The sequence below is a fragment of the Pseudoxanthomonas japonensis genome, from assembly GCF_043632995.1.
Taxonomy (GTDB): domain Bacteria; phylum Pseudomonadota; class Gammaproteobacteria; order Xanthomonadales; family Xanthomonadaceae; genus Pseudoxanthomonas_A; species Pseudoxanthomonas_A japonensis.
Genome location: NZ_CP171632.1, coordinates 343,244 through 368,254, shown reverse-complemented (window position 1 = coordinate 368,254; position 25,011 = coordinate 343,244). Strand labels below are relative to the sequence as shown.

Sequence of the window (25,011 nt, the reverse complement as noted above, 5' to 3'; positions counted from 1 at the left end):
TGGACGCGACATTGCGTGCCTGTCCCGGGACAGTGGCAACACCAAAATCAGACCTTTTCGCTATTGCGATGCAGCACGCCGCGCGGGCGTATGATCGGCGGCCAGGGGAAGGCAGCGATCGGGATCGGCATGCATGACGCAGTGCCCAACGATGTCGTGCCAGTGAAGGATGCCGGTGCCGCGCACTGGCGCAGCAGCCTGCGCACGCGCATCGCCCTGTGGGCCGGCCTGGTGAACGTGGTGCTGCTGGTGCTGCTGGTGATGGCCACGGCGTGGTTCGCGCGGCGCATGATCCTGGACGATGCGCGCCGTGATACGCAGGCCACCACGCAGGAGGCCGCGCAGCGGCTGGACGACGCCATGCACGTGGTCACCATCACCACGCTGGGCATGGCCGACCTGGTGGCCACCACGCAGTTGTCGGCCGACGAACTGACCGCGACGCTGCGGGCGATGGTGAAGGCCACGCCGGGCTGCGCCGGCGGGCTGCTTATCCTGGAGCCGCGCACGCGCGGCGACGCGCCGTTCGCCCGCTACGTGGCGCGCTCGGGCCGCGACCGCGACTTCATCGCCGACGCCTATGCGTTCCGCGACCAAGGCTGGTACCAGCGGACCGTCGCTTCGCCCGCCGGCTGGTGGTCCGAGCCCTATCTCAACCGCACCGCCGGCGACGTGTGGATGGTCACCTACAACATGCCCCTGCGCGAACCCGGTCGCGGTGCGCGGACGCGCGGCATGGTCAGCCTGGACCTGCCGCTGGCGAACCTGACCGATCCGGTGGATCCGCTGGCGCACCTGCCGGGCTGGCGGGTGTCGCTGGTGGCGCCGGCCGGCACGCTGGCGCTGAACCCGGAGGTTGGCGTGGAGCGGCTGGAAACGCTGGACGAGTACATCGCCCGCGCCGGCCGCAGCGACCTGCGTGAGGCGGCGCAGGCGGTGCGCGTGCGCGACACGCTGCAGTACGTGCACGTGGACGCGGTCAGCGGCGAACGCCGCTACACCGTGGTCGAACCGGTCGGCGACACCGGCTGGATGCTGCTGGTGGCGCAGTCGTACGACCTGGTCACCGACCGCCTGGCGCAGGCGCTGTGGCTGCTGGCGGCGATCGGCGCCTTGCTGGCGCTGACCTGCATGCTGGTGGTCGGCACGCTGGCGCGGCATATCAGCCAGCCGGTGGAAAGCCTGTCGGCCTCCGCCGCACGGCTGGCCCAGGGCGACTACGGCACGCCGGTGCCGCATGGGCAGCGCCGCGACGAGGTCGGCCAGATGGCCCGCACGCTGGAGCACGCGCGCGGCTCCATCCAGCAGCAGCTGCGCGAGATCGAGGACATGACGGCGGCGCGGCAGAAGCTCGAGAGCGAGCTGTCGATCGCGCGCGAGATCCAGCAGGCGATGCTGCCGCCCGGCCGCGTGATCGACCGCGAGCACGCGCACCTGGAAGCGTACGCGCGGCTGGAACCGGCCAAGGCCGTCGGCGGCGACTTCTACTGCTTCATCCAGACCGATCCCGACGGCCTGTGGTTCGCCATCGGCGACGTGTCGGACAAGGGCGTGCCGGCGGCGCTGTTCATGGCACGCACCGTGACCGTGCTGGAAGTCGCGGCCAGCACCCATCCGTCGCCGGAGCGCGTGCTGGCCGAAGCCTCGCGCCGGCTGGTGCAGGGCAACGACGCCTGCATGTTCGCCACCGTGCTGTGCGGGCGCGTGGACGTGCGCAGCGGCGCCTGCGTGCTGGCCAGCGCCGGCCACGACGCCCCATTGCTGCTGCACGCCGATGGCCGCCACGAAATGCTGCCGGTGCAACCCGGCCCGCCGCTGGGCTTCGAGGTGGGCGACGCCTTCCCGCTGTGGTCGGGACAGCTGCCGGCCGGCGCCACGCTGCTGGCCTGGACCGACGGCATCACCGAAGCCTTCGATGCCGGCAACCTCGCGTTCGGCGTGGAGCGCATCCCGGACGCACTGCAGCCGGGCGCGACCGCGCGCGAGCAATGCGACGGCCTGATCGCGCGGGTTCACGCATTTACCGAACCGGCCCCGCAGTCGGACGACATCACCGCCCTCGCCATCCGCCGCCGGCTGGACGGCACCCCCGCTTCCCCCGAAGCTGCGCTACCCCAGGAGAACGCACATGCAGATGCGACTGTTCATCCCGCGTGAGCACGCCCGCGTGGACGACCTCAACGCCTCGCTCGAAGCCGTGCTGGCCAACAACGGCGTCAGCCGCGCCATCCAGGGTGACGTGCGTCTCATTGTGGAAGAGCTGGCCAGCAATGCCATCGAACACGGCGACCCGGCGCGCGTGGACACCGAGGAGCACGAGCTGTGCGTGGACATCGCCATCCGCGACCGCCTGCTGACGCTGGAATTCCGCGAGAGCGGCGCGCCCTTCAACCCGCTCGAACAGCCCGCCCCCGACCTGGACGCCGACATCCTGGACCGGCCGACCGGCGGCCTGGGCCTGCACCTCGTCCGGCAGGTGGCCGAAATGGCCACGTATCAGCGAATGGGTAACTACAACATCCTGCGCCTGTCGCTGCGCATCCCCACCGAGGAGGAATCCGCATGAGCCTGGACATCGAGCTTCACGCCCCGGGCAGGGGCAGCCAGCGCGTGGCGGTGCGTGGCCGTCTGGACACGCATACCTACGAGGATCTGGACGAGGCGCTGGCACCGCTGCTGACCCGGCAGCTGCACTCGCTGGTGCTGGACCTGTCGGGGCTGGACTACATCAGCAGCGCCGGCATCCGTTCCATCTTCAAGGCGCGCAAGGCGTTGTCGCCGCATGGCGGCAAGGTCCTGCTGGTGAACCCGCAACCGCAGATCCAGAAGGTGCTCGACATGGTCAAGGCGGTGCCGTTGAACGAGATCTTCTCGTCCACGGCCGAAGCCGACGCCTACCTCGACCTGATGCAGCGCAAGGTACTGGATGCGGCCGAGGACGACGACTGACGGACGCGCGTGGTCCGCACGCCTGCCCCGCAATTGATTTACGATCCAGCGTCGCCTCCCTGCCTCCCCGGGCTCCCCCACCCGGCAGATCCGCTTCACCGAGATGCCCGATGACACTGGAGATTGAGGTCTACCCGCCCGTCAACGGCAACCAGTACGTGCTGCTGTCCGGCCGGCTGGATACGCAGAGCCATGCCCGACTCGACGAAGCGCTGGCGCCGATGCTGGCCACGCGCCCGCAGGCGCTGGTGCTGGACCTCGCGCACCTGGACTACATCAGCAGCGCCGGCGTGCGCAGCATCCTGAAGGCGCGCAAGGCACTGGCCCCGCACGAAGGCCGTCTGCTCGTCGTCCACCCGCAGGAACAGATCCGCAAGGTCATCGAGATCGTGCAGGCCGTGCCGATGGACGAGATCTTCGAATCCAGCACGGATGCCGATGCCTATCTGGACGCACTGCAGCGGCGGATCCTGGATGGGGAGGATGAGAACCCGCAGGGATGAAGGATGCGGGCCTTGAGATGTGGGATGTGGGAGCGACGTCAGTCGCGATGAAGCGTTACCGGTAGCCGATCACGACTTGCGTCGCTCCCACAACCACCGATCTCCTGGCAAAGAAAACGCCCCATGCAGGGGCGTTTTCTTTTTCCTCATGCCGGACCGCTCAACCCGGCCCGTTGCGCTCCGCTTCGCGCTGCAGGCGGATCTGCGCGTCCACCGCGGCGATGGCGGTCATGTTGATGACGCGGCGCGGCGTGGCGCTGGTGGTCAGGATATGCACCGGCTTGGAGATGCCCATCAGGATCGGACCGATGGCCACGCCGTCGGTCACCACGCGCACCATGTTGTAGGCGATGTTGGCGGCGTCCAGGTTCGGCAGCACGAACAGGTTGGCGCGGCCAGTCAGCGTGCTGCCCGGCATGATGCGGTTGCGCAGCACTTCGTCCCACGCGGTGTCGCCCTGCATCTCGCCGTCGACGTTGAGGTCCGGCTTGCGCTTGAGCAACAGCTCGCGGACCTTGCGCATCTTGATTGAACCCGGCGTCTCGTGGCTGCCGAAGTTGGAGTGCGACAGCAGCGCGATGCGCGGCTCGATGCCGAACAGCTTCAGGCGGTACGCGGCCTGCAGCGTGGCCTCGGCGATCTGCTCGGCGGTCGGGTCGTCCTGCACATGCGTGTCGAGGAAGAAATACGCGCCCTGGTGGTTGATCACGCCGGTCATGGCCGAGGTCGACTGCACGCCCGGGTCCAGCGGGATCATGCTGCGCACATAGCCCAGCTTCTTGTGGAAGCGGCCGACGATGCCGGTGATCATGGCGTCGGCTTCGCCGCGCGCCACCATCACCGCCGCGATCAGCGTGGGCCGCGAGCGCATCAGGTTCTTCGCCGCCGACGGCGTCACGCCACGGCGCGAGGTCAGCGCGTGGTAGTGCTGCCAGTAGTCGTTGAAGCGCGGGTCGTCGTCCTGGTTGGTGATCTCGAAATCGACGCCGGCGCGCATGCGCAGGCTCAGGCGCTGGATGCGCGCCTCGATCACGTCCGGGCGGCCGATCAGGATCGGGAACGCCAGGCCTTCGTCGATCACCGTCTGCACCGCGCGCAGCACGGTCTCTTCCTCGCCTTCGGCGTAGACCACGCGCTTCTTGTCGGCGCGCGCGCGGTCGTAGACCGGCTTCATCATCAGGCTGGTGCGGTAGACGAACTGGCCCAGCTTCTCGCGGTAGGCCCACATGTCGGCGATCGGCCGCAGCGCCACGCCGGAGTCCATCGCCGCCTGCGCCACTGCCGCCGCCACTTCCACCAGCAGGCGCGGATCGAACGGGCGCGGGATCAGGTATTCGGGACCGAAGCAGGGCACGTCGTCGCCATAGGCGCTACCCAGATCGGACGCCTCGCGCCGCGCCAGCTTGGCGATGGCATGCACGCAGGCGACCTTCATCGCCTCGTTGATCACCGTCGCGCCCACGTCCAGCGCACCGCGGAAGATGTACGGGAAGCAGAGCGCGTTGTTGACCTGGTTCGGGTAGTCGCTGCGACCGGTGCCGATGATGACGTCCGGGCGCACGGCCTTGGCGTCGGCCGGCGAGATTTCGGGATTCGGGTTGGCCAGCGCCAGGATGACGGGCTTGTCGGCCATCGTCGCGACCATCTCCGGCTTCAGGATGCCGCCGGCCGACAGGCCCAGGAAGATGTCCGCGCCCGCGACGATCTCGGCCAGCGAGCGCTTGTCGGTATCGCGCGCGTAACGCGCTTTGTCCGGGTCCAGGTGCGGGCGCCCGGTGTAGATCACGCCGTCGCGGTCGAAGGCCAGGATGTTCTCCGGCTTCAGGCCCAGCGCGACCAGCATGTCGAGGCAGGCGATGCCGGCGGCGCCGGCGCCGCTGGTGGCCAGCTTCACGTCCTCGATCTTCTTGCCGATCACTTCCAGTGCGTTGACCACCGCCGCGCCGACGATGATCGCCGTGCCGTGCTGGTCGTCGTGGAACACCGGGATCTTCATCCGCTCGCGCAGCTTGCGCTCGACGATGAAGCACTCCGGCGCCTTGATGTCTTCCAGGTTGATGCCGCCGAAGGTGGGCTCCAGCGAGGCGATGATCTCGACCAGCTTGTCCGGGTCGGTCTCGTCGATCTCGATGTCGAACACGTCGATGCCGGCGAACTTCTGGAACAGCACGCCCTTGCCTTCCATCACCGGCTTGCCGGCCAGCGGGCCGATGTTGCCCAGGCCCAGCACGGCGGTGCCGTTGGTGACCACGGCGACGAGGTTGCCGCGCGCGGTCAGCTCGCTGGCGGTGTTGGGGTCCTCGACGATCGCCTCGCAGGCGTAGGCCACGCCCGGCGAATACGCCAGCGCCAGGTCGCGCTGCGTCAGCATCGGCTTGGTGGGGGCGACCTTGATCTTGCCCGGCGGAGACAGGCGGTGGTATTCCAGCGCGGCCTGCTTGAAATCGTCGTTCGTCATTGCGGAAACGGTGCCTGTGATGAAGGCGGGGGAGCGGCGATTCTACCCCTTCCCCGCCGGGGCCGGACCCGGCCGGTTGCGGCGCTGCGTCATGCCACGGTCGTGCGGCATGCGCTCAGGGCGCGATGAAACGGCAGGCATCGCGCGCCTGCGACACACGGCCGCAGGTGTCCGCGAATGCGTTGGCAGCAGGGCGTTTGCCGCTGTCCAGCCACTGCTCGAGCACCTGCAGTGCGCTGGCGTACGTCGCGTCCTGCAGGCGACTGTGGTCGCGCTCGTCGGTCAGCGCCTGCAGCAGCAGATCGCCGCGGCCGGCGGCGTCCACGGTGGCCTTGTAGGCCGCTTCCGCCTCGTACGACACGGTGGGATCGTGGCGCGCATGCACGGTGACGGTGGGCAGCACGATCAGGCCGGTCAGATCGGCGTCGTAGGCGAGCATGGCGACGGCGGCGGAATCGGCGGTGAAGCGCTCGACGCCGGCGTTGAGCGCCGCATCGTCGCGTGAGCCGCGGTACTGCGTCGTCGCGTTGTCGAACGGATTGCGGCCGCCGAGCCGCTTCTGCACCAGATCCTGGAAATGGAACGTGCCCCACGCCAGGTGCGCGACCAGCTGCTTCTCGGCCACGCCGGTGACGGCGAGGATGTCGCGCAGCTTCGCCGCCTGCGCAGGCGTACGCTTCGCCGCGGGACGGTCGACGCCGGTGCACGCATCCACGCGCGTGCGCAGGTCGTCACGCGTCATCTTGGCGCCGGTCGGCAGCCCTTGCCACAGCGGGTACTGCGTTTCGCCGGCAGCCGGATGGTTGCGGCAGTAGTACTGGTAGACCGCGCGCAGGTCGGCGCGGAAGCCGTAGCCGCGCGTGCCGCCGGTCAGCAGGCCGTTGGTGGTCAGCACACCGTCGTAGTTCGGGCGCCCATCGAGGTCGAGCGCGTACAGTTCGGCGGCCTTCGCCGCCACGTTGCCGCCCCAGGACTGACCATGCAGCAAGGTGCGCTCCGGCCTGCCCCAGCGCGACCAGAAGACGCGGCGGCTGACGTCCACGTCGGCCGCCGCCATGCGCACGCCATAGCCGCCGCGGCGGTAGGTGCTGCCGATCCACGCATAGCCGCTGCGCACCATCACCGCGAAGCGGTCCAGGTCTTCCGCCGAATCGCCCGCTTCCGGCGCGCCCAGCCGCGGCCCGCCGTGCGCGTGCACGATGAGCCGGCGGTTCCATGTCTTCGGCATCGCGACCAGCACCCAGGCGCCGTTCGCATCGCGGGCCTCGTGGCAGTCGACTTGCGCGCCGACCGACGCGGGACAGGCGACCGGTGCGAACGTCGCCGCGCTGTCGGCCTCGGCCGCCCCGGCAGGCAGGGCGGCCGTGCCCAGCACGGCGAGCGCGGCAACGATCCAGCGGCGACTCATGCTTCGCATCGGGCCTGCGTCCTCCTCAGAACGAGCGGGCGATGTTGACGTACCAGTAGCTGCCCCACGGATTGTGCAGCGAACCGCGGTAACCGCCATCGGCCAGCGACGGACCCTCGTCGGTCAGGTCGCGCACGCCCAGACGAACGGCCGTGCCATCGGGGAAGCGGTACTGCCCGTACAGGTTGTGGGTCAGGCGCTGCTCGACCACCCACGGGTTGCCGGAGATGCCCAGCAGCTGCGGCTGTTCGAACGAGCTCATGTACTGCGCCGAGTACCCCACGCGCCACGCCGCCTTGTTCCAGGTCAGCGAACCGCTGGCGCGCCATTCCGGGCGCCCGTTCTGGCCGATCAGCTGGGTGGAGTCCGGCAGCGGCGTCAGCGGATCGATCGTGCCCGCCGCGCGCGCGGCGTACAGCGCATTGACGATGTCGCCCGGATCGCGGGTGAATTCCAGCAGGCGGGTCGCATTGAGGTTGACCGAGAACGAGCCGAAACGCGTGCGCCGCAGCGACCAGTCCACGCCGAAGTCCAGTCCGCCCGCGGTCTGCGGCTGCAGGTTGATGAAGCGGTCGTTGATGGCGATGACGCGACCCACCGGATCGATCCCGGTGCCCGCGAACGCGTCGATGTCTTCCTGCGTCGGCGCCTCGCGCACGACCAGCGGATTGCTGCCGCCGCCCACACGCGCCAGATAGTCCACCGTCAGCGCGGTCTGCGCGCCGAGCAGGCCGACGATCTGCTCCTGCTTGATCTTCCAGCGGTCGACGGTGAAGGTGAAGCTGCCGAAGCGTTCGGGAATGAAGGTCGGCTGGAACACCACGCCGAACGAGGTGTTGGTGCTCTCTTCCGGCTCCAGGTCCGGATTGCCGGCCACCAGCAGCGACGCGCCCGAGGTGCTCTGGCTGCATTCGCTGAACGAAGCGATGCGGCCGGCACGCAGGTCGGCTTCGCAGCGGATGTGGTCCACGCCACTGGCCAGACGCGCGTACTGCGTCGCGTTGGTCTGCTCCAGGTTCGGCGCGCGGAAGCCTTCCGAATAGGAACCGCGCAGGCGCACGCCATCCACCAGGTCCCACGCCAGCGCCACCTTGGGCTTGGCGACCGAACCGAAGTCGGAGTAGTGCTCGTAGCGGCCGGCCAGCTGCATGTCCAGCCGATGCACCAGCGGGATGCCCATGTCCTCGGACACCAGCGGCACCGCGAATTCGACATACGCCGAACCGACGTTGCGCGACCCGCGCGTATCGGGGTTCGGGCTGACCGCCGCGACATTGCTGAGGTTGGTGTCGCCGGTCACCATGTCGGTGAAGGTGTACGTACCATCGAGGTTGGCATCGCGATCGTCGCGCTGCGTCTCGCGGCGTGCTTCCGCACCGAAGGCCATGCCGACATTGCCGGCCGGCAGCGAGAACAGGTCGCCGCGGCTCATCTTGAAGTCCGCCATCGTCAGCGTGGTACGCGACTCGCGCACCAGGTCGAACACGATGCCGTCGATGGCCGCCTGCGAACTCGGCGAGCAGTCGCCGTAGGTCGGCGTGGACACGCAGCCGCCACTGAACGGGTTGTACGCGTCCGGCGTGGCGAGGGCCAGCTGCTGCTGCAGCTTCGTCATGTTGATGTTGGGCGAGCGGTCTTCGGCTTCGGCTTCGGAGTACAGCAGCGCGGTCTCCCAGTTCCAGCCGCTCCACTCGCCGCGCAGACCGGCCAGGAAGCGCGCCTGGTAGTTCTCCACTCGCACGCGCTGGAAGCCCGTGTCGACGTAACGGTAGTTGCTCATCTGCACCGGCAGGCCGGCCGCGGGCACGCCGGTCAGGCCGGGCAGGCGGTTCGGGTTCGGCGTGCCGTCGGGCAGCGTGGCGGCGCCGAACGGGTTCCAGTAATTGGTCGCGGGAATCCACAGGCTGTTGAGGTTGACCACCGGCGGCTGCGTGGCTTCGCTGACCGCATGGTAGAAGCCGACCTCGCCGAACGCCTCGACGTTGTCGCTGACGTCGTAGTGGCCGGTCAGGAACAGGTTGATCCGTTCCACCGACGGCCGCACGCTGGTGCCGTGGCGCGTGTCATAGCGCATCTCGCGGTTGGTGGTGTTGAAGTTGTGGTTGCCGCTGGCCAGGCAGAGATCATTGCCGAGGCTGACGCCGCAGCCGAAGCTCGACGGCTGGATGCGGAAGGCGCCCGCCGTGTTCGTCACGGCGGTACCGTTGGACCGGATCACCGCACGCGGACCGACGGTGAGGCGTGCCCAAGGCGTGTGCGACGAGCGGCCATCGAGCGCGGCCAGGCCGGCGAAGTCCGGATAGTCGGCCCACAGCGCGCGAAGGTCGTCGGTCGCGGTGAAGTCCTGGTCTTCCGCCATCAGTTCGGAACGATCGACGTAGTTGACGAAGGCCGACACGTTGCCACGGTCGAAGTTGCGGCCGGCGAACAGGTTCAACTCGAACTCGTTCATGCCGGTGCCTTCGGCGCCACCGTAGCGCGCGCTGGCGCTGACGCCATCGAAGTCGGTCTGCAGCACGGTGTTCACCACACCGGCCACCGCATCGGCACCGTAGATCGCGGCCGCGCCGTCGAGCAGGATCTCCATGCGGTCCAGGCCGGAGACCGGGATCGCATTCGAATTGAAGCTCTGCACCGGCACCGTGCCCGTGTCGGACGTGCCCTGGCTGGTCGGGTGCTGCACCAGCCGGCGCCCGTTGAGCAGCACCAGCGTGTTGCCGACGCCCAACGAGCGCAGGTTGACCGAGTTGACGTCGCCGCGCGCGGCGTTGCTGGTCTGCGGATTGTTGGACGCATCGAACAGCACGTCGCCCATCTGCGGGATGGTGCGCATCAGTTCGTCGCCCGAGATCGCACCGGCGGCATCGATCTGTTCCGCACCGACCACCATCACCGGCAGCGCGTCGGTCGTGGACGCGCCCTGGATGTGCGAGCCGACCACGACCACCGCGTCGAGGTTGGTCGCTTCTTCGGTCGTGGCCGAAGGCGGTACGGGCTCGCCCGGCGGCGTGGTGTCCTGCGCCGCGGCGGCATGGATCACCGCCAGCAGGGCCAGCGTCAGGCTGCTGCGCAACGGGGCGCGGCGTGGGTTCAAGGCATGCATCGTTCAGTCCCTCCTCTGAAGACGTGGTTGGCCGGCGTCAGTCGGCCGTGAGTCGTGTCGGGTCACCGGGGCCTGCGGCCGGATCCGGCGCGGCGGCGATCGGGGCGGACGGGCCACCCAGCGCGCGCGCCAGCGCGTCGCGGTCGAGCGCGTTCTCCCAGCGCGCGACCACGAGCGTGGCGACGGCGTTGCCGGTGAAATTGGTCAGCGAGCGGCACTCGCTCATGAAGCGGTCGATGCCGAGGATCAGCGCCATGCCGGCGACCGGCACTTCCGGCACCACCGCCAGCGTCGCGGCCAGCGTGATGAAGCCGGCGCCGGTGACACCGGCGGCGCCCTTCGAGCTCAGCATCGCCACCAGCAGCAGCATGATCTGGTGGCCCAGGCTCAGTTCGGTATTGGTGGCCTGCGCGATGAACAGCGCGGCCAGCGTCATGTAGATGTTGGTGCCGTCCAGGTTGAACGAGTAGCCGGTCGGCACGACCAGGCCGACGACGGACTTCGACGCGCCGGCGCGCTCCATCTTCTCCATCAGCGACGGCAGCGCGGATTCGGACGACGACGTGCCCAGCACCAGCAGCAGCTCCGCCTTCAGGTAGCGGATCAGGCGGAAGATCGAGAAGCCGCACCACCACGACACCAGGCCGAGCACGACGATCACGAACAGCAGCGACGTGATGTAGAACGAACCGACCAGCCATGCCAGGTTGACCAGCATGCCGACGCCGTACTTGCCGATGGTGAAGGCGATGGCGCCGAACGCACCGATCGGCGCGGCGCGCATCAGGATGTGCACCAGCCGGAACACCGGCGCGGTCAGCGCCTCCAGCAGGTTCAGCACCGGCCGGCCCTTCTCGCCGACCATCGCCAGCGACAGGCCGAACAGCACCGCCACGAACAGCACCTGCAGGATGTTGTCGCCCACCAGCGGGCTGACCAGCGTCTTCGGGATGATGTCCATAAGGAAGCCGACCAGCGACAGCTCGTGCGACTTCTGCACGTAGTCGTCGACCGCCGAGCGGTCCAGGTCGGCCGGATTGATGTTCATGCCGGCGCCGGGCTGCACCACGTGCGCGACGATCATGCCGATGACGAGCGCCAGCGTGGAGAAGAACAGGAAGTACGCCATCGCCTTGGCGAACACGCGGCCCACCGTGCGCAGGTGGGTCATGCCGGCGATGCCGGTGACGATGGTCAGGAAGATCACCGGCGCGATGATCATCTTCACCAGCTTGATGAAGGCATCGCCCAGCGGCTTCATCGATTCGGCCAGCGCCGGCTCGAAATGCCCCAGCAGCGCGCCCAGCACGATGGCCACGATCACCTGGAAATACAGTTGTCGGTACAGCGGCTGCTTCGGCGGCGGCACGAACGGGGTATCGGCCAGTTGCATGGCAGGGCTCCGGGACGGATGGCGTCGCCCGCGGGATCGGGGCCGGCATGTTGTACCCCCGCAACGCCGCGGCACCGATAACCTATTGGTACTAGCCCGCCACGATGCTGCGCCGCACCTTTAGACTGCGACGCATGCTGCGTGCCCGTCGCCACCGCCAGATCCTGTCCGTCGTGCTGGCGATCCTGGGCGGCGCGGCGCTGGTCATGACGCTGGCCTACCACTGGGCCGGCGCGCGGGCACAGCGCACGGAAACCGCACAGCTGGACCGCCAGCTGGACCTGCACGCGCAGGCGCTGCAGCAGCGCATCGACCGCTACCGCACGCTGCCGCAGGTGCTGGCGCAGGACCCGGACCTGCGCGCCGCGCTGGTCTCCCCGGTCGACGATGCGCGCCGCAACGCACTGAACCAGCGTCTGGAAGACGCCAACAGCGTCACCCGCTCGTCGACGCTGACCCTGATCGACCGCCGCGGCATCGCGCTGGCCGCCAGCAACTGGCGCGAGCCCACCAGCAACGTGAGCGAGGACTACAGCTTCCGTCCGTACGTGAAGCAGGCGCTGCGCGACGGCCAGGGACAGTTCTACGGCATCGGCCTGACCACCGGCGAGCCCGGTTACTTCCTCTCGCAGGCGATCACCGGCGACGGTGGCACGGTCATCGGGCTGATCGTCATCAAGATCGAGCTGGACGCGCTGGAGCAGGAATGGCTGCAGACGCCGGACATCGTGCTGGTCAGCGATGCGCATGGGGTGGTCTTCCTCGCCAGCCAGGATGCATGGCGCTACCGCACGCTGCGGACATTGACCGACGCCGACCGCCGCGAGCTGACCGCGACGCGCCAGTACGCGCGGCAGACGCTGACCGCACTGCGATGGGAGGACCTGTCGGCCACCGGCGACGGCGCGCACCGCGTGCAGATGCGCGATCCGGCGCTGGCCGGCACCCTGCTGTGGCAATCGATGGCGCTGCCCGAGGAAGACTGGCAGCTGCACCTGCTGCACGACGCCTCGGCGATCACCGCCGCCGGCCGCAGCGCCGCGCTCGCCGCCGGCGGCGGCTGGCTGGCGCTGGCGTTCCTGGCGCTGTTCGTGCAGCAGCGCCGACGCACCGCGCTGCTGCAGCGGCGCAGCCGCGAGGAACTGGAAGCCGTGCTGCAGCAGCACGCGCAGGAGCTGCGCACCGCCCAGGACGGCATCGTCGAGGCGGCGCGCTCGGCCGACGCCGGCCTGAGTCGCAGCCTCGAGCACCTGCCGCAGGGCGTGGTCATCATCGACGCCGACCTGCGGCTGGTGGCGTGGAATTCGCGCTACATGGAGCTGTTCCGCTTCCCTCCCGACCTGATCCACGTCGGCCGGCCGATCGAGGACGTCTTCCGCCACAACGCGCGCCGTGGCCTGCTCGGTCCCGGCCCGGTGGAAGAGGCGATCCAGCGCCGGCTGGAGCACCTGCGCAGCGGCAAGCCGCACATGCGCGAGAGCGAGAAGGACGACGGCGTGGTGCTGGAGATCCGCGGCAATCCGCTGCCGGATGGCGGCTTCGTCACCAGCTACGCCGACATCACCAGCTACAAGCACGCCGCCCGCGACCTGCGCTCCCTGGCCGACGCGCTGGAACACCGCGTGGAAGAGCGCACGCGCGCGCTCGCCGATGCCACCTTGGCGGCGGAGAACGCCAACCGCTACAAGACCCGCTTCGTCGCCTCGGCGGTGCACGACCTGCTGCAACCGCTGAACGCGGCGCGCATGTTCGTGTCCGCGCTGCGCGGGCGCCTGCACGAGGACGAGGCGCGCCGCATCGCCGACCACGTCGACAACGCGCTGGCCGCGCAGGACGCCATCCTCAACAGCCTGCTCGATATCGCCCGGCTGGAATCCGGCGCACTGCCCACGCGCGTGCGCGACTTCGCGCTGGCGCCGCTGCTCGAGGCGCTGGCACGCGAGTTCGGCATGGCCGCAACGGAACGCGGGCTGGTGCTGGACAGTGTGCGCACGCGCGCCGTCGTGCGCAGCGACGAAGCGCTGCTGCGGCGGATCCTGCAGAACTTCCTGTCCAACGCGATCCGCTACACGCCGCGCGGGCGCGTGCTGCTCGGCGTGCGCCGCACCGGCGATGGCGTGCGCATCGAGGTGCACGACCAGGGGCCGGGTATTCCCGACAGCCTGCAGACCGAGATCTTCGAGGAGTTCCGCCGCCTCAACGACGGCGTCGCCAGCGACCGTGGTGCCGGGCTCGGCCTGGCCATCGTCGAGCGCATCGGCCGCCTGCTCGGCCATCGCATCGGCCTGCGCTCGCAGCTGGGACGCGGCAGCGTGTTCTGGGTGGAACTGCTGCGCGGGGCCGCCGACGCGGTCGTTGCCGACAGCCCGGCGATGCTGGCCGACGTCGACGACGGCTCGCCGCTGCGCGGCCGCCGCGTGTGGTGCGTGGACGACGACCCGCGCGTCTGCGAAGCCACGCGCGCGCTGCTGCAGCGCTGGGAATGCGACGTAGCGCTGGCGGCCGGACCGGACGAGGCGATGCGGGCGGCGATAAAGGGCGCAGCGCCTGACCTGCTGCTGCTCGACGTGCGGCTGGGCGACACCGACGGACCGACGCTCTACACCCATCTGTGCGAACGCTGGGGCAGCGCGCCGCCGGTGATCCTGGTCACCGCCGAGCGGGACGACGCATTGCGGGCGCTGGCGCTGGAACGCGGCTGGGGCTTCCTGGCCAAGCCGGTCAAACCCGCGGCGCTGCGCGCGCTGATGACCCAGCTCCACGTACGCCGCGCGCGCTGAGGATCGACCGATGGCCTGCCGATGCTGACCTACGTCATTCCCGTCCTCGCCATCGTGCTGCTCGGTGCGGCGTTGCGGCGGATGCGGCGCGTGCCCGAGGGGCTGTTCCCGGCGATGGAGTGGTTTTCCTTCTACGTGGCGTTCCCGGCGCTGCTGTTCGTCGGCGCGGCACGGTTGAAGCTGTCCGCCACCGATGCCCTCGACCTGTCGCTGGCCGCGCTGCTGCCCACCCTGTTGCTGACCGGCATCGTGCTGCTGGCGTTGCGGTTCGCATCGCGCCTGCCCGACCCCAGCCGCTCCTCCGTCGTGCAGGGCGCGGTGCGTCCGAGCAGCTACTTCGGGCTGGCGGTGGCGGCGCTGCTGTTCCCGCCGGAGACCACCGCGATGGTGATGCTGGCGCTGGCGATCTGCCTGCCGGCGGTGAACGTCATCGCCGTCGTCGCGCTGGCGGTGTGGGGCAGCGGCGATGCCAGCGCGCGCGGCATTGCGCTGGCGCTGGCGCGCAATCCCATCATCCTGGCGACGCTGGCCGGCCTGCTGTTCAACCTGAGCGGGCTGCCGCTGCCGGTGCCGCTGGCCGCCACGCTCGACATCCTCGCCGACGCGGCGCTGGCGCTCGGCCTGCTGTGCGTGGGCGGCGGCCTGCAGTTCAGCCGCGATCACGTCCGTCCGCTGCTGCTCGGCGCGACGTCCGCACTGAAGCTGCTCGCCTTGCCGCTGCTCGCGGTGCTCATCTGCCGCTGGCTCGGCGCGAGCGAGCCGGTGACCGTGGCGGCCTGCTTCTACGCCGCACTGCCGACCGCATCGAACGCCTACATCATGGCGCGGCAGATGGGCGGGGACGCGCCGCTGATGGCGTCGCTGGTGACCTGGCAGACGCTGTTCTCCGCTGCGACGGTACCGCTGGCGATGCAGTTGCCGGCCTGGCTGGGCTGAGTCACTCGACCGGCGGACCTTCCGGTTCGAGCGATTTCACCAGCACCGCCGCCTGCGTGCGGCTGTGGCATTCCAGCTTCTTCAGGATCGCGGTGACATGCACCTTCACCGTGTTCTCGGCCAGGCCGAGTTCGTGCGCGATCTGCTTGTTGAGCAGGCCGTCGGCCAGGCACAGCAGCACGCGGAACTGCTGCGGCGTCAGCTGCGCCAGCCGTGCGGCGAGCGCGGCATCCTGTTCGGAACGTTCGACGGTCAGCGGCGGAAACCATGCCCCGCCGTCCAGCACCGCCGTCACCGCCTCGCCGATGGTCTCGGCCGGCGACGACTTGGGAATGAAACCGGCCGCACCGAACTGCTGCGCGCGGCGGATCACCCGCGGATGCTCGTTCGAGGAGATCACCACCACCGGCACCTCGGGATGCTCGCCACGCACATGCAGCAGCGCCGAGAAACCGTGCGCGCCCGGCATGGTCAGATCCAGCAGCACCAGGTCGGTATCCGGACGTGCATCCAGCGCCTGCCCGAGGCTGGCGGCACTGGCGGCCTCGGCCACCGTGGCGCCGGGCAGCGCACCGCGCAGCGCATGGATCACCGCATTGCGGAACAGCGGATGGTCGTCGGCAACGAGGATGGAAGGCGAACTCATGCGCCCAGTGTGCCACCACCCGCGCACACGTCGCGTACCACTTTGTGGCTAGGCGTCCGCCGACAGCTTGTCCAGGCGGATCCGGTTGGCGAACAGCGAGAACGCCAGCATGCCGGCCAGGCCGTTGGCACGGCTGACCCAGCTCGGCAGCCAGCGCGGCGGCGCCAGCACGCCGCTGTCGAACAGCGGCTCGAACAGCACCACGTCCTCCAGCGTCATCTTGCCGGCGAACAGGCGGCGGCACAGGCGCAGCCGGTCCTGCTGCAGCGAGCGGCGGAAGAAGGTGTGCACGCCGATCAGGCCGCGCAGGTACACCGTGTCCTTGGTGAACGCCGCGCCGCCCGTCGTGGGCACGCCGCGGAACACGCGCTGCGCCGAGGAGAAACTTTCCGCCGGATTCTGGCCCGCGTCGGTGAAATAGCGGAACACCTCGATGAAGTCCGCACCGGCCAGCGCCATCGCCACGGCTTCGATGCGCAGGCTGATGCGCTTCATCCGTTCGATGTCGATGCTGCCGGTGATCTGCTCCGCGAACGTGGCCAACCCCTCCTGCGTGGCGGTGACGCGCGGCGACGCCAGCGACAGGCTCGGCAGCACCGCCTGCTCACGGCCGTTCAAGGCTGTCAGCGAATGCACCAGCGCCTCATGCTGCAGCAGCTGACGCCGGTCGTAGTCGCTGAACGCCGCGCCCTGGCGCAGGCGGATACGGGTGGCGCCCGCCGCCGCCTTGGCGATCAACAGGGGATCCAGCTCCACCGTGATCACGCGGCCGTCGAAGAAGTCGTCCAGGTCCGACTGCAACTGCAGTTGCAGCGCGGTGGCCGACACCGGTACCTGCTCCTCGGGCGACAGCAGTTCATGGTCCAGTTCGTTGGCGATGGCGATGAAGTGGCCGGCCGCATCGCGCGTGGTCGGCCCGTCGCCCGGCAGGCACGCTTCCGGCGTGCCGAACAGCGCGATCGAATGCGTGGTCACCGCCGTCGTGCCCAGCGATTCCAGCAGCTGCGCGGCGATGTCCCAACTGTGCACCGATTCGCGCAGGTAACGGCCGAGCGGATGCGTTTCGTCGGCGGCAGCGGCGATGGCGGCGAACTCGCGACGTGCTTCGCCGAAGTCCAGCCGCGGATAGTCGATCACCGGCAACTGCGGCTGCCCGCGCGCCACGCCGTCGAGGAATGGCGCCTGCACGTCGGCCGGCCAGCTGGCCAGGCTCAGCAGCTTGACGCCGCGCGCGGCCTTGACCAGGCGCGCGTCGAGCGCGGCGTGATGGGCGATGTCGGGCTGCATGCGGATCCTCCGTACGCCACTGTAGCCCACGCGGCCCACTACTCGACTATGCTCGGGGTTCTTCAACAGTTGCGGGGGCAGCATGCTGGAGCTCGATGCGGTGCAGACCCTGGCCTTCGCCGGCCTGGCGCTCTTCCTCGGCTATGCGCTGTGCCGCGTGGTCCCGCTGTTCTCGAAGTACAACCTGCCGGCCCCGGTGATCGGCGGCCTGGTGGTCGCACTGGCGGTGCTGGTCGCGCGCCAGCACGAAGTAACCCTGTTCACCCTCGACACCAGCCTGCAGACGCCGCTGATGATCGCCTTCTTCACCACCATCGGCGTCAACGCCAGCGTGGCGTTGCTGAAGCTGAGCGGGCGCCAGGTGGTGATCTTCCTGCTGCTGGCCAGCGGCTTCGCCATCGTGCAGAACCTGCTGGGCATGGCGGTGGCGATGGGCTTCGGCCTGCATCCGCTGTTCGGCGTGCTCGCCGGCTCGACCACACTGACCGGCGGTCCTGCAACGGGTCTGGCGTTCGCGCCGCTGTTCGAGCAGGCGGGCGTCACCGGTGCCGAATCGATCGCGGTCGCCTCGGCGATGGCGGGGATCGTCTGCGGCGGCCTGCTGGGCGGACCGGTGGCCACGGTGCTGATCCGGCGCCACAAACTCTACGGCGGCGTGCGCCTGGGAAAGCCCGATGAATCCGCCGCCGAACCGACCGGCGCGCGCGACACGCCTGATTTCGCCACGCGCGAATCCGCGGCGCTGAAGAGCATCGTGGTGATCCTGGTGGCGATGTGGGCCGGTGCCGGCGTCAGCGCGGGCCTGTCCGCTGCGGGGCTCACGCTGCCGGCCTATGTGGGCGCGATGATGGTCGGCGCGCTGATCCGCTACATCGACGACCGCACCGGCTGGATCGGCCTGCCGGTGGCGACGACGGACCTGATCGGCAACGTGTGCCTGGCGCTGTTCCTGGCGGTGGCGCTGATGAATCTCAAGCTGTGGGAACTGGCCGGCCTGGCCGCGCCGCTGCTGGTCAACCTGGGCCTGCAGGTGGCGCTGGTCGCGCTGTTCTGCGTCGTGGTGTTCCGCGTCATGGGCCGCGACTACGACGCCGCAGTAATGGGGGGCGGCTTCATCGGCTTCATGCTCGGCACCACCGCGAACGCGATGGCGGTGATGCGCACCCTGGTCGAGCGCTACGGCATGGCCCCGCGCGCCTTCCTCGTCGCCCCGCTGGTCGGCGCGTTCTTCATCGACTTCACCAACGCGCTGATCATCACCGGGTTCATCAATCTGTGGGATTGAAGCGCACATCGCCCGCGTAGCGCGGAGCTTGCTCCGTTGCTTTCCGATCCATCACCTGCAAGACCAGACATCGCGGAGCCGAGCAAGCTCGGCTCTACGTCAGAGCGGGCCGCGCCTCTCGTAGAGCGGAGCTTGCTCCGCTGCTTTTCGAACCGTCACCCGCAAGACCAGGCATCGCGGAGCCGAGCAAGCCCGGCGCTACGACGGGGCTCAACGCTTCCCGTACTTGTCCGTCAGCCGCTTGTTCAACGCCTTGTTCTGCACCTTCGCATTCGCCTTGTCGGCCAGGCGCGAGGCGAGCTTGTCGGCAGCCGCCGCGACTTCGTCGCGCAGCTTGAGGTAGTTGAGGAAGCGGCCTTCGTCCAGTTCCTCGCGCTCGATCGCCGCGCGCACCGCACAGCCGGGTTCGCGGTCGTGCGAGCAATCGCGGAACCTGCATTGCTCGGCGAGCGCCTCGATGTCGGCGAAACCGCCGTCGGCCAGGTCTTCCTCGCCGGTCGGCTTCAGCTCGCGCATGCCGGGCGTGTCGATCAGGCAGGCGCCCGCCGGCAGCGGGATCAGCGCGCGGAACGTCGTGGTGTGGCGACCACGCGAATCGCTCTCGCGCACTTCGCCGGTCTTCATGCGCTCGTCGCCGAGCAGCGTGTTGGTCAGCGTCGACTTGCCCGCACCCGACGAGCCGACCAGCACCACCGTGTGGCCCGGCTCCAGCCACGGCGCCAGCTGCGCGACGCTCTGCGGATCCTTCGCGTTGACGGTGAACACCGGCACGCCCTGCGCGGTGAGATCGGCCAGCACCTCGACCGCATCGTCGGCGTACTCGGTGCGGTCGGCCTTGGTCAGCACCACCACCGGCTGCGCGCCACCGCCACCGACCAGCAGCAGGTAACGCTCGATGCGGCGCGGATTGAAGTCGGCATCCAGGCCGCAGACGATGAACACCGTATCGATGTTCGCCGCGATCACCTGCTGGTGGTAGTGCTCGCCGGCCGCACCGCGCTTGATGCCGGTATGGCGCGGCAGCAGCGCGACGATGCGCGGGCGCTTCGACGTCGCGTCCTCCAGCAGCACCCAGTCGCCGACGGCGGGGCGCTCATGGGCGGGAAAGCGCGGGCGCTGCCACTCTGGCAGCGACTCGGCCCTCACCCCGTCGCCGGGGGCATCGGCCACCACGTAACCGGAGCGGTGCTGCTCGCTGACCCGCGCGGGGGTGGCGGTCGGGTGCGCGGCCATGGCCTCGCGCCACGCGGCGTCCGTCGGCTCGCCCGTGTACGGCCAGCCGATGGCACGCAGAAGGGTGACGTCGGACACGCGGGGAGCAGGGGTTTCGGGCATGGCGCGCATTCTAGACGTGGGCTGAAGCCGGCGGGGCCGGGCAGGCTAAATATCCGTTAAGCTGGCCGCCCTCCCTTGTTTCGCCTACCCGCGGTCGCCGCCATGTCCACCCCGCCCATCAAACCGCTCGCCACGCGCGAACGCCTGTCCGAAGTCCGCTACGAGATCCGGGGCGAACTGGCACGGCGAGCCCGGGAGCTGGAGGCGCAGGGGCAGAAGCTGATCAAGCTCAACATCGGCAACCCGGGCGCGTTCGGTTTCCGCGCGCCGGAACACCTGCAGCGCGCGATCGCCGACGACATGGGCCGCACCGATCCGTACACGCACCAGCAGGGCCTGCCCTCGGCGCGCGAGGCCATCGCGGCCGCGTACGCCAGGCGCGGCACGCCGGATGCGCATCCGGACCGCGTGTTCGTCGGCAACGGCGTGTCGGAACTGATCGACCTGTCGCTGCGCGCGCTGCTCAATCCCGGCGACGAAGTGCTGGTGCCGTCGCCCGACTACCCGCTGTGGTCGGCCGCCACCATCCTCAACGACGGTCGCCCGGTCTACTACCGCTGCGATCCGGACAACGACTTCCTGCCCGATCCGAACGAGATCGAGCAGCTGATCAGCTCGCGCACCCGCGCCATCGTGCTGATCAACCCGAACAACCCGACCGGCGCGACCTATCCGCGCGAGCTGCTGGAGCGCATCGTCGCCATCGCGGCGAAGCACCGCCTGCTGCTGATGGTCGACGAGATCTACGACCAGGTGCTGTACGACGGCGCGACCTTCGTGCCGGTGGCACCGCTGGCCGGCGACGCGCCGTGCATCACCTTCAGCGGCCTGAGCAAGGTGCACCGCGCCTGCGGCTGGCGCGTGGGCTGGGGCGTGGTGTCCGGCCACGGCGATGTGGTGCGCGACTTCCTGCATGCGATGGACCTGCTCAGCGCGCTGCGCCTGTGCGCCAACGTGCCGGGCCAGTACGCCATCGACGCGGCGGTCAACGGCCCCGACACCATCAGCGCGCTGTGCGCACCCGGTGGCCGCCTGTACGAAACCCGCCGCGCCGTGATCGAAGCCTGCGAAGCGAGCACGCACCTGGAGCTGGTGAACCCGGCCGGCGCGCTGTACGCGTTCCCGGCGGTGGTCGGCGACGCGGCGAAGCACTTCGACGACCACGCGTTCGCGCTGGAACTGATGGAAACCGAGGGCGTGCTGGTCGTCCCGGGCTCCAGCTTCAACGTGCCCTACCGCCACCACTTCCGCGTCACCCTGCTGCCGGAAGCGGCCACGATGCGCGACGTCTTCGCCCGCATCGACCGCGCCCTGTCGCGCCGCGCCGAAGCAGCCACCAAGGTGGTGCCGATCAAGGGCAAGCCGCGGCCGGCGGCGGCGTAGGCGCACATCGACGGGCGGATCATTGCGCCTCACCTGGTTACTGCCGCTCTTCCTGTTGACGTCCCCGGTATCCGCGGATGTGCGCCGACCGCTGTCGCCACTGACCTCCGAGATCGTCGCAGCATCGGACGTCCCGCTGCCCGATTGCGGTATTGCTGGCACTCCGGGCGAGCTTGAGGCCGCACGCTCGTGCGTCGACGCCGCTGTGCGGAACAACCGGCCTTTCGTTATCCAGTTCCGCATCGACTCGGTGGTCTGGCAGGCGGCCATCCAGCTTCCCTCGGGTCGGAGGATGCTGCTCCAGCACGACAGCTTCGGCGAAGGTCGCATCACCCGGGAGACGTGCCAGACATTTTCCTTCACGGATACGCTGCTCCCCATTGGGTGTGAGCACTGACGGCTCGATGCATCCCACGGTCATGCAAGCCGGTGTCACTGCATCCCGTGGGAGCGACGTAAGTCGCTAACAGGTGTCATCGGGACGGCCCATCGCGACTTACGTCGCTCCCACGAGCAGGGTTCGTCGCTCCTACAGAAGGCGGGAAGGGCGCATGATGTCGCCATGACGACCACCACCCGCCTGCACACCACCGCCCTCACCACCGAGCTGCGCTATCTCGCACTCGGCGACTCCTACACCATCGGCGAAGCGGTGGACGACGCCGGCCGCTGGCCGATGCAGCTGGCGCGGCTGTTGCGCATGGAAGGCATCCTGCTCGGCGATCCACGCATCATCGCCACCACCGGCTGGACCACCGACGAACTCGATGCCGCGATCACCGCCGCCGAACCACTGGGCGAACATGACTTCGTCACCCTGCTGATCGGGGTGAACAACCAGTACCGTGGCCGCGACGTGGAGGAGTACCGCACGCAGTTCGCCGCGCTGCTGTGGCGTGCGATCGGCTTCGCCCGCAACCGGCCGGAGCGCGTGCTGGTGCTGTCGATCCCCGACTGGAGCGTCACTCCGTTCGCCGCCCAGTCCGGCCGCGACCTCGCGCAGATCGCGCGCGAACTGGATGCCTACAACCTCGCCGCGCGCGAGGTCTGCGCGCAGCGCGGCGTCGCCTTCGTCGACATCACCCCCGTCAGCCGTGCGCGCGGTGCCGAACCGGCGATGCTCGCCGACGACGGCCTGCATCCGTCCGCCACGATGTACACCGAGTGGACGCGGCTGGCGTTCCCCGTCGCGCATCATTTGCTCGCTTGAGCCCCTCTCCCACCGGCGACCGTAGGAAGTCCCTGTGGGAGAGAGGGGTTGGGGTGAGGGTTGGGGTGAGGGTTGGGGTGAGGGTTGGGGTGAGGGTTGGCGGAGTGGTGATGGTCCGGCGGCGCGCACACCCTCATCCGGCGCTGCGCGCCACCTTCTCCCGGAGGGAGAAGGATTCAAGCCGTCACGATCTCGCTTGAGCCCCTCTCCCATCGGGAGAGGGGTTGGGGTGAGGGTCCGGCGGAATCATCGGCGGTGGACTACCCCGACGCCGCCACGCCCGCATCCGCCGCTGCGCGCCACCCGGATGTTGCGTGCGCTGTGCGCACGACGCGTGGTGAATGGTTCATGCGTCTACGCGGCGGCGATGGTGGCGGCCGGCACCGGATCCGATTCCGGCACCACGGTCCGATAGCCCTGCACCTCCAGCCACGCCAGCAGCTGCGCCAGGATCGCCACGTTGTGTCCGTGCGCCGCGCCTTCATGCAACAGCACGATGGCGCCGGGCGCGATGTCGCGGGTGATGCGCGCCAGCACCTTGTCCGGCTGGCAATCGACACCGTCGAAACCGCGCGCGCTCCATGCCACCCGGGTCAGTCCGTGGCGCTTCAGCGACAGGCCGACGAAGGGATTGGTCATGCCCACCACGCTGCGGTACCAGCGCGGGGTGTCGCCGGTGATGGCGGTCAGGATGGACTGGTTGCGGCCGATCTCGTCTTCCAGCGCGCCGGGACCCAGGCGCCAGAAGCGCGTGTCCGGATGCGTTGCGCTGTGGTTGCCGATGCCGTGGCCACGGTCGCGGATGGCCTGTACGACCTCCGGCTGCACCAGCGCGCGCTCGCCCACGAGGAAGAACGTCGCCTTCGCCCCATGGCGGTCCAGCAGGTCCAGCATCGCGGGCGTGTCGGCCGACGGGCCATCGTCGATGGTCAGCCAGACCACGCGTTCAGCGGTGGGCAACCGCGACAGCGCCGGGCAGAACACGGTGGCGCGCGGGTACAGCGTGGCCCAGACCACCAGCAGGTGGGTGGCCGCCATCACCGGCAGGCCCAGGGCCCAGCCATACCGCCACCACATCCAGGCCACGCCCACTTGCGACAGCGCCAGCAGGCCCAATATCAGTCCGGGACGGCGCGGCGGACGATGCAGTGTTCCTGTCGTGCTCATGCCCCATGATGCCATGGGGCGTAAAATTCCCCTCCCGCTTACCGGTAGCCGTCCATGTCCCTCGACCCCGCCCTGCGCTCGCGCATCGAATCCCTCCTGCAGTCCAACCGCGTGGTGCTCTTCATGAAGGGCCAGCCGACCATGCCGCAGTGCGGCTTCTCGGCGAAGGCGGTGGGCGCGCTGTCGGCGCTGGGCGTGGACTACACGCACGTCAACGTGCTGGCCGACCAGGAGATCCGCGAGGGCATCAAGGTCTACGGCGACTGGCCGACCATCCCGCAGCTGTACATCGACGGCGAACTGGTCGGCGGCAGCGACATCATCGAGCAGATGACCAACTCCGGCGAACTGGCCACCGTGCTGGGCCTGCAGGCCCCCGACCGCACGCCACCGGCGATCACCATCACCGCCGCCGCTGCCGAGATGCTGCAGAACGCCGTGGCCGACGCCGGTCCCGGCGCCGCGCTGGCGCTGGGTATCAACGCGCAGTTCCAGCCGAACTTCCAGCTGGCACAGTTCGACGCCAACGCCATCGCCAGCGAATCCAACGGCGTTCGCGTGCAGTTCGACCTGGCCAGCGCGCGCCGCGCGGACGGCATCACCATCGACTGGGTGGACGACATCCGCGGCAAGGGCCTGGCCATCGACAACCCCAACGCGCCGAAGCCGGTGCAGGCGCTGTCGCCGATCGACGCGGACGCCAGGGCCCGCGCCGGCGAGGTGCTGATCGTCGACGTGCGCCCGGGCGACGAGCGCGCCATCGCCTCGGTGAAGCTGCCCTTCAAGACCTTCGACGGCAATGGCCGCGCCGAGCTGGAAGCGCTGCCGAAGGACACCGCGCTGGCCTTCCTGTGCCGCAGCGGCGGTCGCAGCCAGCAGGCGGCGGAAGAATTCCGCGCGCTCGGCTTCTCGAACGTCCACAACATCACCGGCGGCATCAATGCCTGGGCCGATGACGTGGATGGCACGATCAGCAAGTACTGATCATCCGGGGCGTCACCGGCGATCCAAAGGAAGCGGGCTGCGGCCCGCTTTCTTTTTGCGCGATGAGTGACGCCGGCGTTCCGTAGGGCGGGCCCTGGCCCGCCATTGCGATGTGTCAAACCGTGCCGACCATGATCGGACTCCGCCCTCCATCGCAGTCGTGAGGCATGGCGATGGTGGGCCA

General features: G+C 69.3%; 19 protein-coding genes. 11 read left to right on the top strand and 8 right to left on the bottom strand.

Going from position 1 to position 25,011, the window contains the following annotated elements:
* Positions 1-129: 129 nt before the first annotated feature.
* The 4 genes from ACGHX3_RS01585 (at position 130) to ACGHX3_RS01570 (ending at position 3,452) form a co-directional block, all read left to right on the top strand.
* Complete coding sequence (locus ACGHX3_RS01585; RefSeq protein ID WP_394696158.1) at positions 130-2,157, top strand: SpoIIE family protein phosphatase; 2,028 nt, start codon at positions 130-132, stop codon at positions 2,155-2,157.
* Positions 2,129-2,566 (top strand): ATP-binding protein, encoded by a 438-nt coding sequence (locus tag ACGHX3_RS01580; RefSeq protein WP_162335879.1) that lies wholly within the window; start codon positions 2,129-2,131, stop codon positions 2,564-2,566. The genes ACGHX3_RS01585 and ACGHX3_RS01580 overlap by 29 nt, the downstream gene beginning before the upstream one ends.
* On the top strand, positions 2,563-2,949 hold the full coding sequence (locus ACGHX3_RS01575) for an STAS domain-containing protein (protein ID WP_313928083.1): 387 nt from the start codon (positions 2,563-2,565) through the stop codon (positions 2,947-2,949). The genes ACGHX3_RS01580 and ACGHX3_RS01575 overlap by 4 nt, the downstream gene beginning before the upstream one ends.
* A gap of 110 nt (positions 2,950-3,059) precedes the next feature.
* Positions 3,060-3,452, top strand: coding sequence for an STAS domain-containing protein (locus ACGHX3_RS01570; protein WP_313928084.1), 393 nt, complete (start codon positions 3,060-3,062; stop codon positions 3,450-3,452).
* Between the two features lie 160 nt (positions 3,453-3,612).
* Here ACGHX3_RS01570 and ACGHX3_RS01565 read toward each other — a convergent pair whose 3' ends face one another.
* The 4 genes from ACGHX3_RS01565 to ACGHX3_RS01550 form a co-directional block, all read right to left on the bottom strand.
* Positions 3,613-5,910, bottom strand: a complete 2,298-nt coding sequence (locus ACGHX3_RS01565) for an NADP-dependent malic enzyme (RefSeq protein ID WP_313928085.1) — start codon at positions 5,908-5,910, stop codon at positions 3,613-3,615.
* Between the two features lie 115 nt (positions 5,911-6,025).
* Positions 6,026-7,318 carry a hypothetical protein gene (locus tag ACGHX3_RS01560; RefSeq protein ID WP_394696157.1) on the bottom strand — a complete coding sequence of 431 codons (1,293 nt, stop codon included), beginning with the start codon at positions 7,316-7,318 and terminating at the stop codon, positions 6,026-6,028.
* 25 nt (positions 7,319-7,343) lie between these two features.
* Entirely contained in the window at positions 7,344-10,412 is a 3,069-nt protein-coding gene (locus tag ACGHX3_RS01555) for a TonB-dependent receptor plug domain-containing protein (protein ID WP_394696156.1), read from the bottom strand.
* Between the two features lie 46 nt (positions 10,413-10,458).
* On the bottom strand, positions 10,459-11,814 hold the full coding sequence (locus ACGHX3_RS01550; RefSeq protein ID WP_162335888.1) for a dicarboxylate/amino acid:cation symporter: 1,356 nt from the start codon (positions 11,812-11,814) through the stop codon (positions 10,459-10,461).
* 137 nt (positions 11,815-11,951) lie between these two features.
* On the opposite strand from ACGHX3_RS01550, the gene ACGHX3_RS01545 reads away from it, so the two are divergent.
* Together ACGHX3_RS01545 and ACGHX3_RS01540 are read left to right on the top strand one after the other, a co-directional pair.
* Positions 11,952-14,594, top strand: coding sequence for a PAS-domain containing protein (locus ACGHX3_RS01545; RefSeq protein ID WP_394697215.1), 2,643 nt, complete (start codon positions 11,952-11,954; stop codon positions 14,592-14,594).
* Between the two features lie 21 nt (positions 14,595-14,615).
* Positions 14,616-15,530 (top strand): AEC family transporter, encoded by a 915-nt coding sequence (locus ACGHX3_RS01540; RefSeq protein ID WP_394696155.1) that lies wholly within the window; start codon positions 14,616-14,618, stop codon positions 15,528-15,530.
* Position 15,531: 1 nt separating this feature from the next.
* Here the strand turns inward: ACGHX3_RS01540 and ACGHX3_RS01535 are convergent, their stop codons facing one another.
* A complete protein-coding gene (locus tag ACGHX3_RS01535) occupies positions 15,532-16,176 on the bottom strand; it encodes a response regulator transcription factor (protein WP_162335890.1) in 645 nt (214 codons plus the stop codon).
* Positions 16,177-16,224: 48 nt separating this feature from the next.
* Positions 16,225-17,463, bottom strand: coding sequence for a flavohemoglobin expression-modulating QEGLA motif protein (locus ACGHX3_RS01530; protein WP_394696154.1), 1,239 nt, complete (start codon positions 17,461-17,463; stop codon positions 16,225-16,227).
* An 82-nt stretch (positions 17,464-17,545) separates the two neighbouring features.
* Here ACGHX3_RS01530 and gltS point away from each other — a divergent pair, with 82 nt between their 5' ends.
* On the top strand, positions 17,546-18,748 hold the full coding sequence (gene gltS / locus ACGHX3_RS01525; protein WP_162335892.1) for a sodium/glutamate symporter: 1,203 nt from the start codon (positions 17,546-17,548) through the stop codon (positions 18,746-18,748).
* Positions 18,749-18,958: 210 nt separating this feature from the next.
* Here gltS and rsgA read toward each other — a convergent pair whose 3' ends face one another.
* Positions 18,959-20,092 (bottom strand): ribosome small subunit-dependent GTPase A, encoded by a 1,134-nt coding sequence (rsgA, locus tag ACGHX3_RS01520; protein ID WP_394696153.1) that lies wholly within the window; start codon positions 20,090-20,092, stop codon positions 18,959-18,961.
* 93 nt (positions 20,093-20,185) lie between these two features.
* Here rsgA and ACGHX3_RS01515 point away from each other — a divergent pair, with 93 nt between their 5' ends.
* The 3 genes from ACGHX3_RS01515 (at position 20,186) to ACGHX3_RS01505 (ending at position 22,676) form a co-directional block, all read left to right on the top strand.
* Positions 20,186-21,466, top strand: a complete 1,281-nt coding sequence (locus tag ACGHX3_RS01515) for a pyridoxal phosphate-dependent aminotransferase (RefSeq protein WP_394696152.1) — start codon at positions 20,186-20,188, stop codon at positions 21,464-21,466.
* A gap of 22 nt (positions 21,467-21,488) precedes the next feature.
* The gene (locus ACGHX3_RS01510) at positions 21,489-21,863 is read left to right on the top strand and encodes a hypothetical protein (protein WP_394696151.1); all 375 of its coding nucleotides are present in this window, start codon (positions 21,489-21,491) and stop codon (positions 21,861-21,863) included.
* Between the two features lie 165 nt (positions 21,864-22,028).
* Entirely contained in the window at positions 22,029-22,676 is a 648-nt protein-coding gene (locus ACGHX3_RS01505; RefSeq protein ID WP_394696150.1) for an SGNH/GDSL hydrolase family protein, read from the top strand.
* 354 nt (positions 22,677-23,030) lie between these two features.
* Here ACGHX3_RS01505 and ACGHX3_RS01500 read toward each other — a convergent pair whose 3' ends face one another.
* The gene (locus ACGHX3_RS01500) at positions 23,031-23,858 is read right to left on the bottom strand and encodes a polysaccharide deacetylase family protein (RefSeq protein WP_394696149.1); all 828 of its coding nucleotides are present in this window, start codon (positions 23,856-23,858) and stop codon (positions 23,031-23,033) included.
* Positions 23,859-23,897: 39 nt separating this feature from the next.
* Here ACGHX3_RS01500 and grxD point away from each other — a divergent pair, with 39 nt between their 5' ends.
* Positions 23,898-24,827, top strand: coding sequence for a Grx4 family monothiol glutaredoxin (gene grxD, locus ACGHX3_RS01495; RefSeq protein ID WP_394696148.1), 930 nt, complete (start codon positions 23,898-23,900; stop codon positions 24,825-24,827).
* Positions 24,828-25,011 lie beyond the last annotated feature (184 nt).

What these genes read in the sequence shown, in the direction of transcription:
- ACGHX3_RS01535 (WP_162335890.1), bottom strand. Translation starts at nt 16,176, where the DNA reads ATGAGTTCGCCTTCCATCCTCGTTGCCGACGACCATCCGCTGTTCCGC.
- gltS (WP_162335892.1), top strand. Translation starts at nt 17,546, where the DNA reads ATGCTGGAGCTCGATGCGGTGCAGACCCTGGCCTTCGCCGGCCTGGCG.
- ACGHX3_RS01585 (WP_394696158.1), top strand. Translation starts at nt 130, where the DNA reads ATGCATGACGCAGTGCCCAACGATGTCGTGCCAGTGAAGGATGCCGGT.
- grxD (WP_394696148.1), top strand. Translation starts at nt 23,898, where the DNA reads ATGTCCCTCGACCCCGCCCTGCGCTCGCGCATCGAATCCCTCCTGCAG.
- ACGHX3_RS01580 (WP_162335879.1), top strand. Translation starts at nt 2,129, where the DNA reads ATGCAGATGCGACTGTTCATCCCGCGTGAGCACGCCCGCGTGGACGAC.
- ACGHX3_RS01540 (WP_394696155.1), top strand. Translation starts at nt 14,616, where the DNA reads ATGCTGACCTACGTCATTCCCGTCCTCGCCATCGTGCTGCTCGGTGCG.
- rsgA (WP_394696153.1), bottom strand. Translation starts at nt 20,092, where the DNA reads ATGCGCGCCATGCCCGAAACCCCTGCTCCCCGCGTGTCCGACGTCACC.
- ACGHX3_RS01500 (WP_394696149.1), bottom strand. Translation starts at nt 23,858, where the DNA reads ATGGCATCATGGGGCATGAGCACGACAGGAACACTGCATCGTCCGCCG.
- ACGHX3_RS01515 (WP_394696152.1), top strand. Translation starts at nt 20,186, where the DNA reads ATGTCCACCCCGCCCATCAAACCGCTCGCCACGCGCGAACGCCTGTCC.
- ACGHX3_RS01565 (WP_313928085.1), bottom strand. Translation starts at nt 5,910, where the DNA reads ATGACGAACGACGATTTCAAGCAGGCCGCGCTGGAATACCACCGCCTG.
- ACGHX3_RS01560 (WP_394696157.1), bottom strand. Translation starts at nt 7,318, where the DNA reads ATGAGTCGCCGCTGGATCGTTGCCGCGCTCGCCGTGCTGGGCACGGCC.
- ACGHX3_RS01505 (WP_394696150.1), top strand. Translation starts at nt 22,029, where the DNA reads ATGACGACCACCACCCGCCTGCACACCACCGCCCTCACCACCGAGCTG.
- ACGHX3_RS01530 (WP_394696154.1), bottom strand. Translation starts at nt 17,463, where the DNA reads ATGCAGCCCGACATCGCCCATCACGCCGCGCTCGACGCGCGCCTGGTC.
- ACGHX3_RS01550 (WP_162335888.1), bottom strand. Translation starts at nt 11,814, where the DNA reads ATGCAACTGGCCGATACCCCGTTCGTGCCGCCGCCGAAGCAGCCGCTG.
- ACGHX3_RS01570 (WP_313928084.1), top strand. Translation starts at nt 3,060, where the DNA reads ATGACACTGGAGATTGAGGTCTACCCGCCCGTCAACGGCAACCAGTAC.
- ACGHX3_RS01575 (WP_313928083.1), top strand. Translation starts at nt 2,563, where the DNA reads ATGAGCCTGGACATCGAGCTTCACGCCCCGGGCAGGGGCAGCCAGCGC.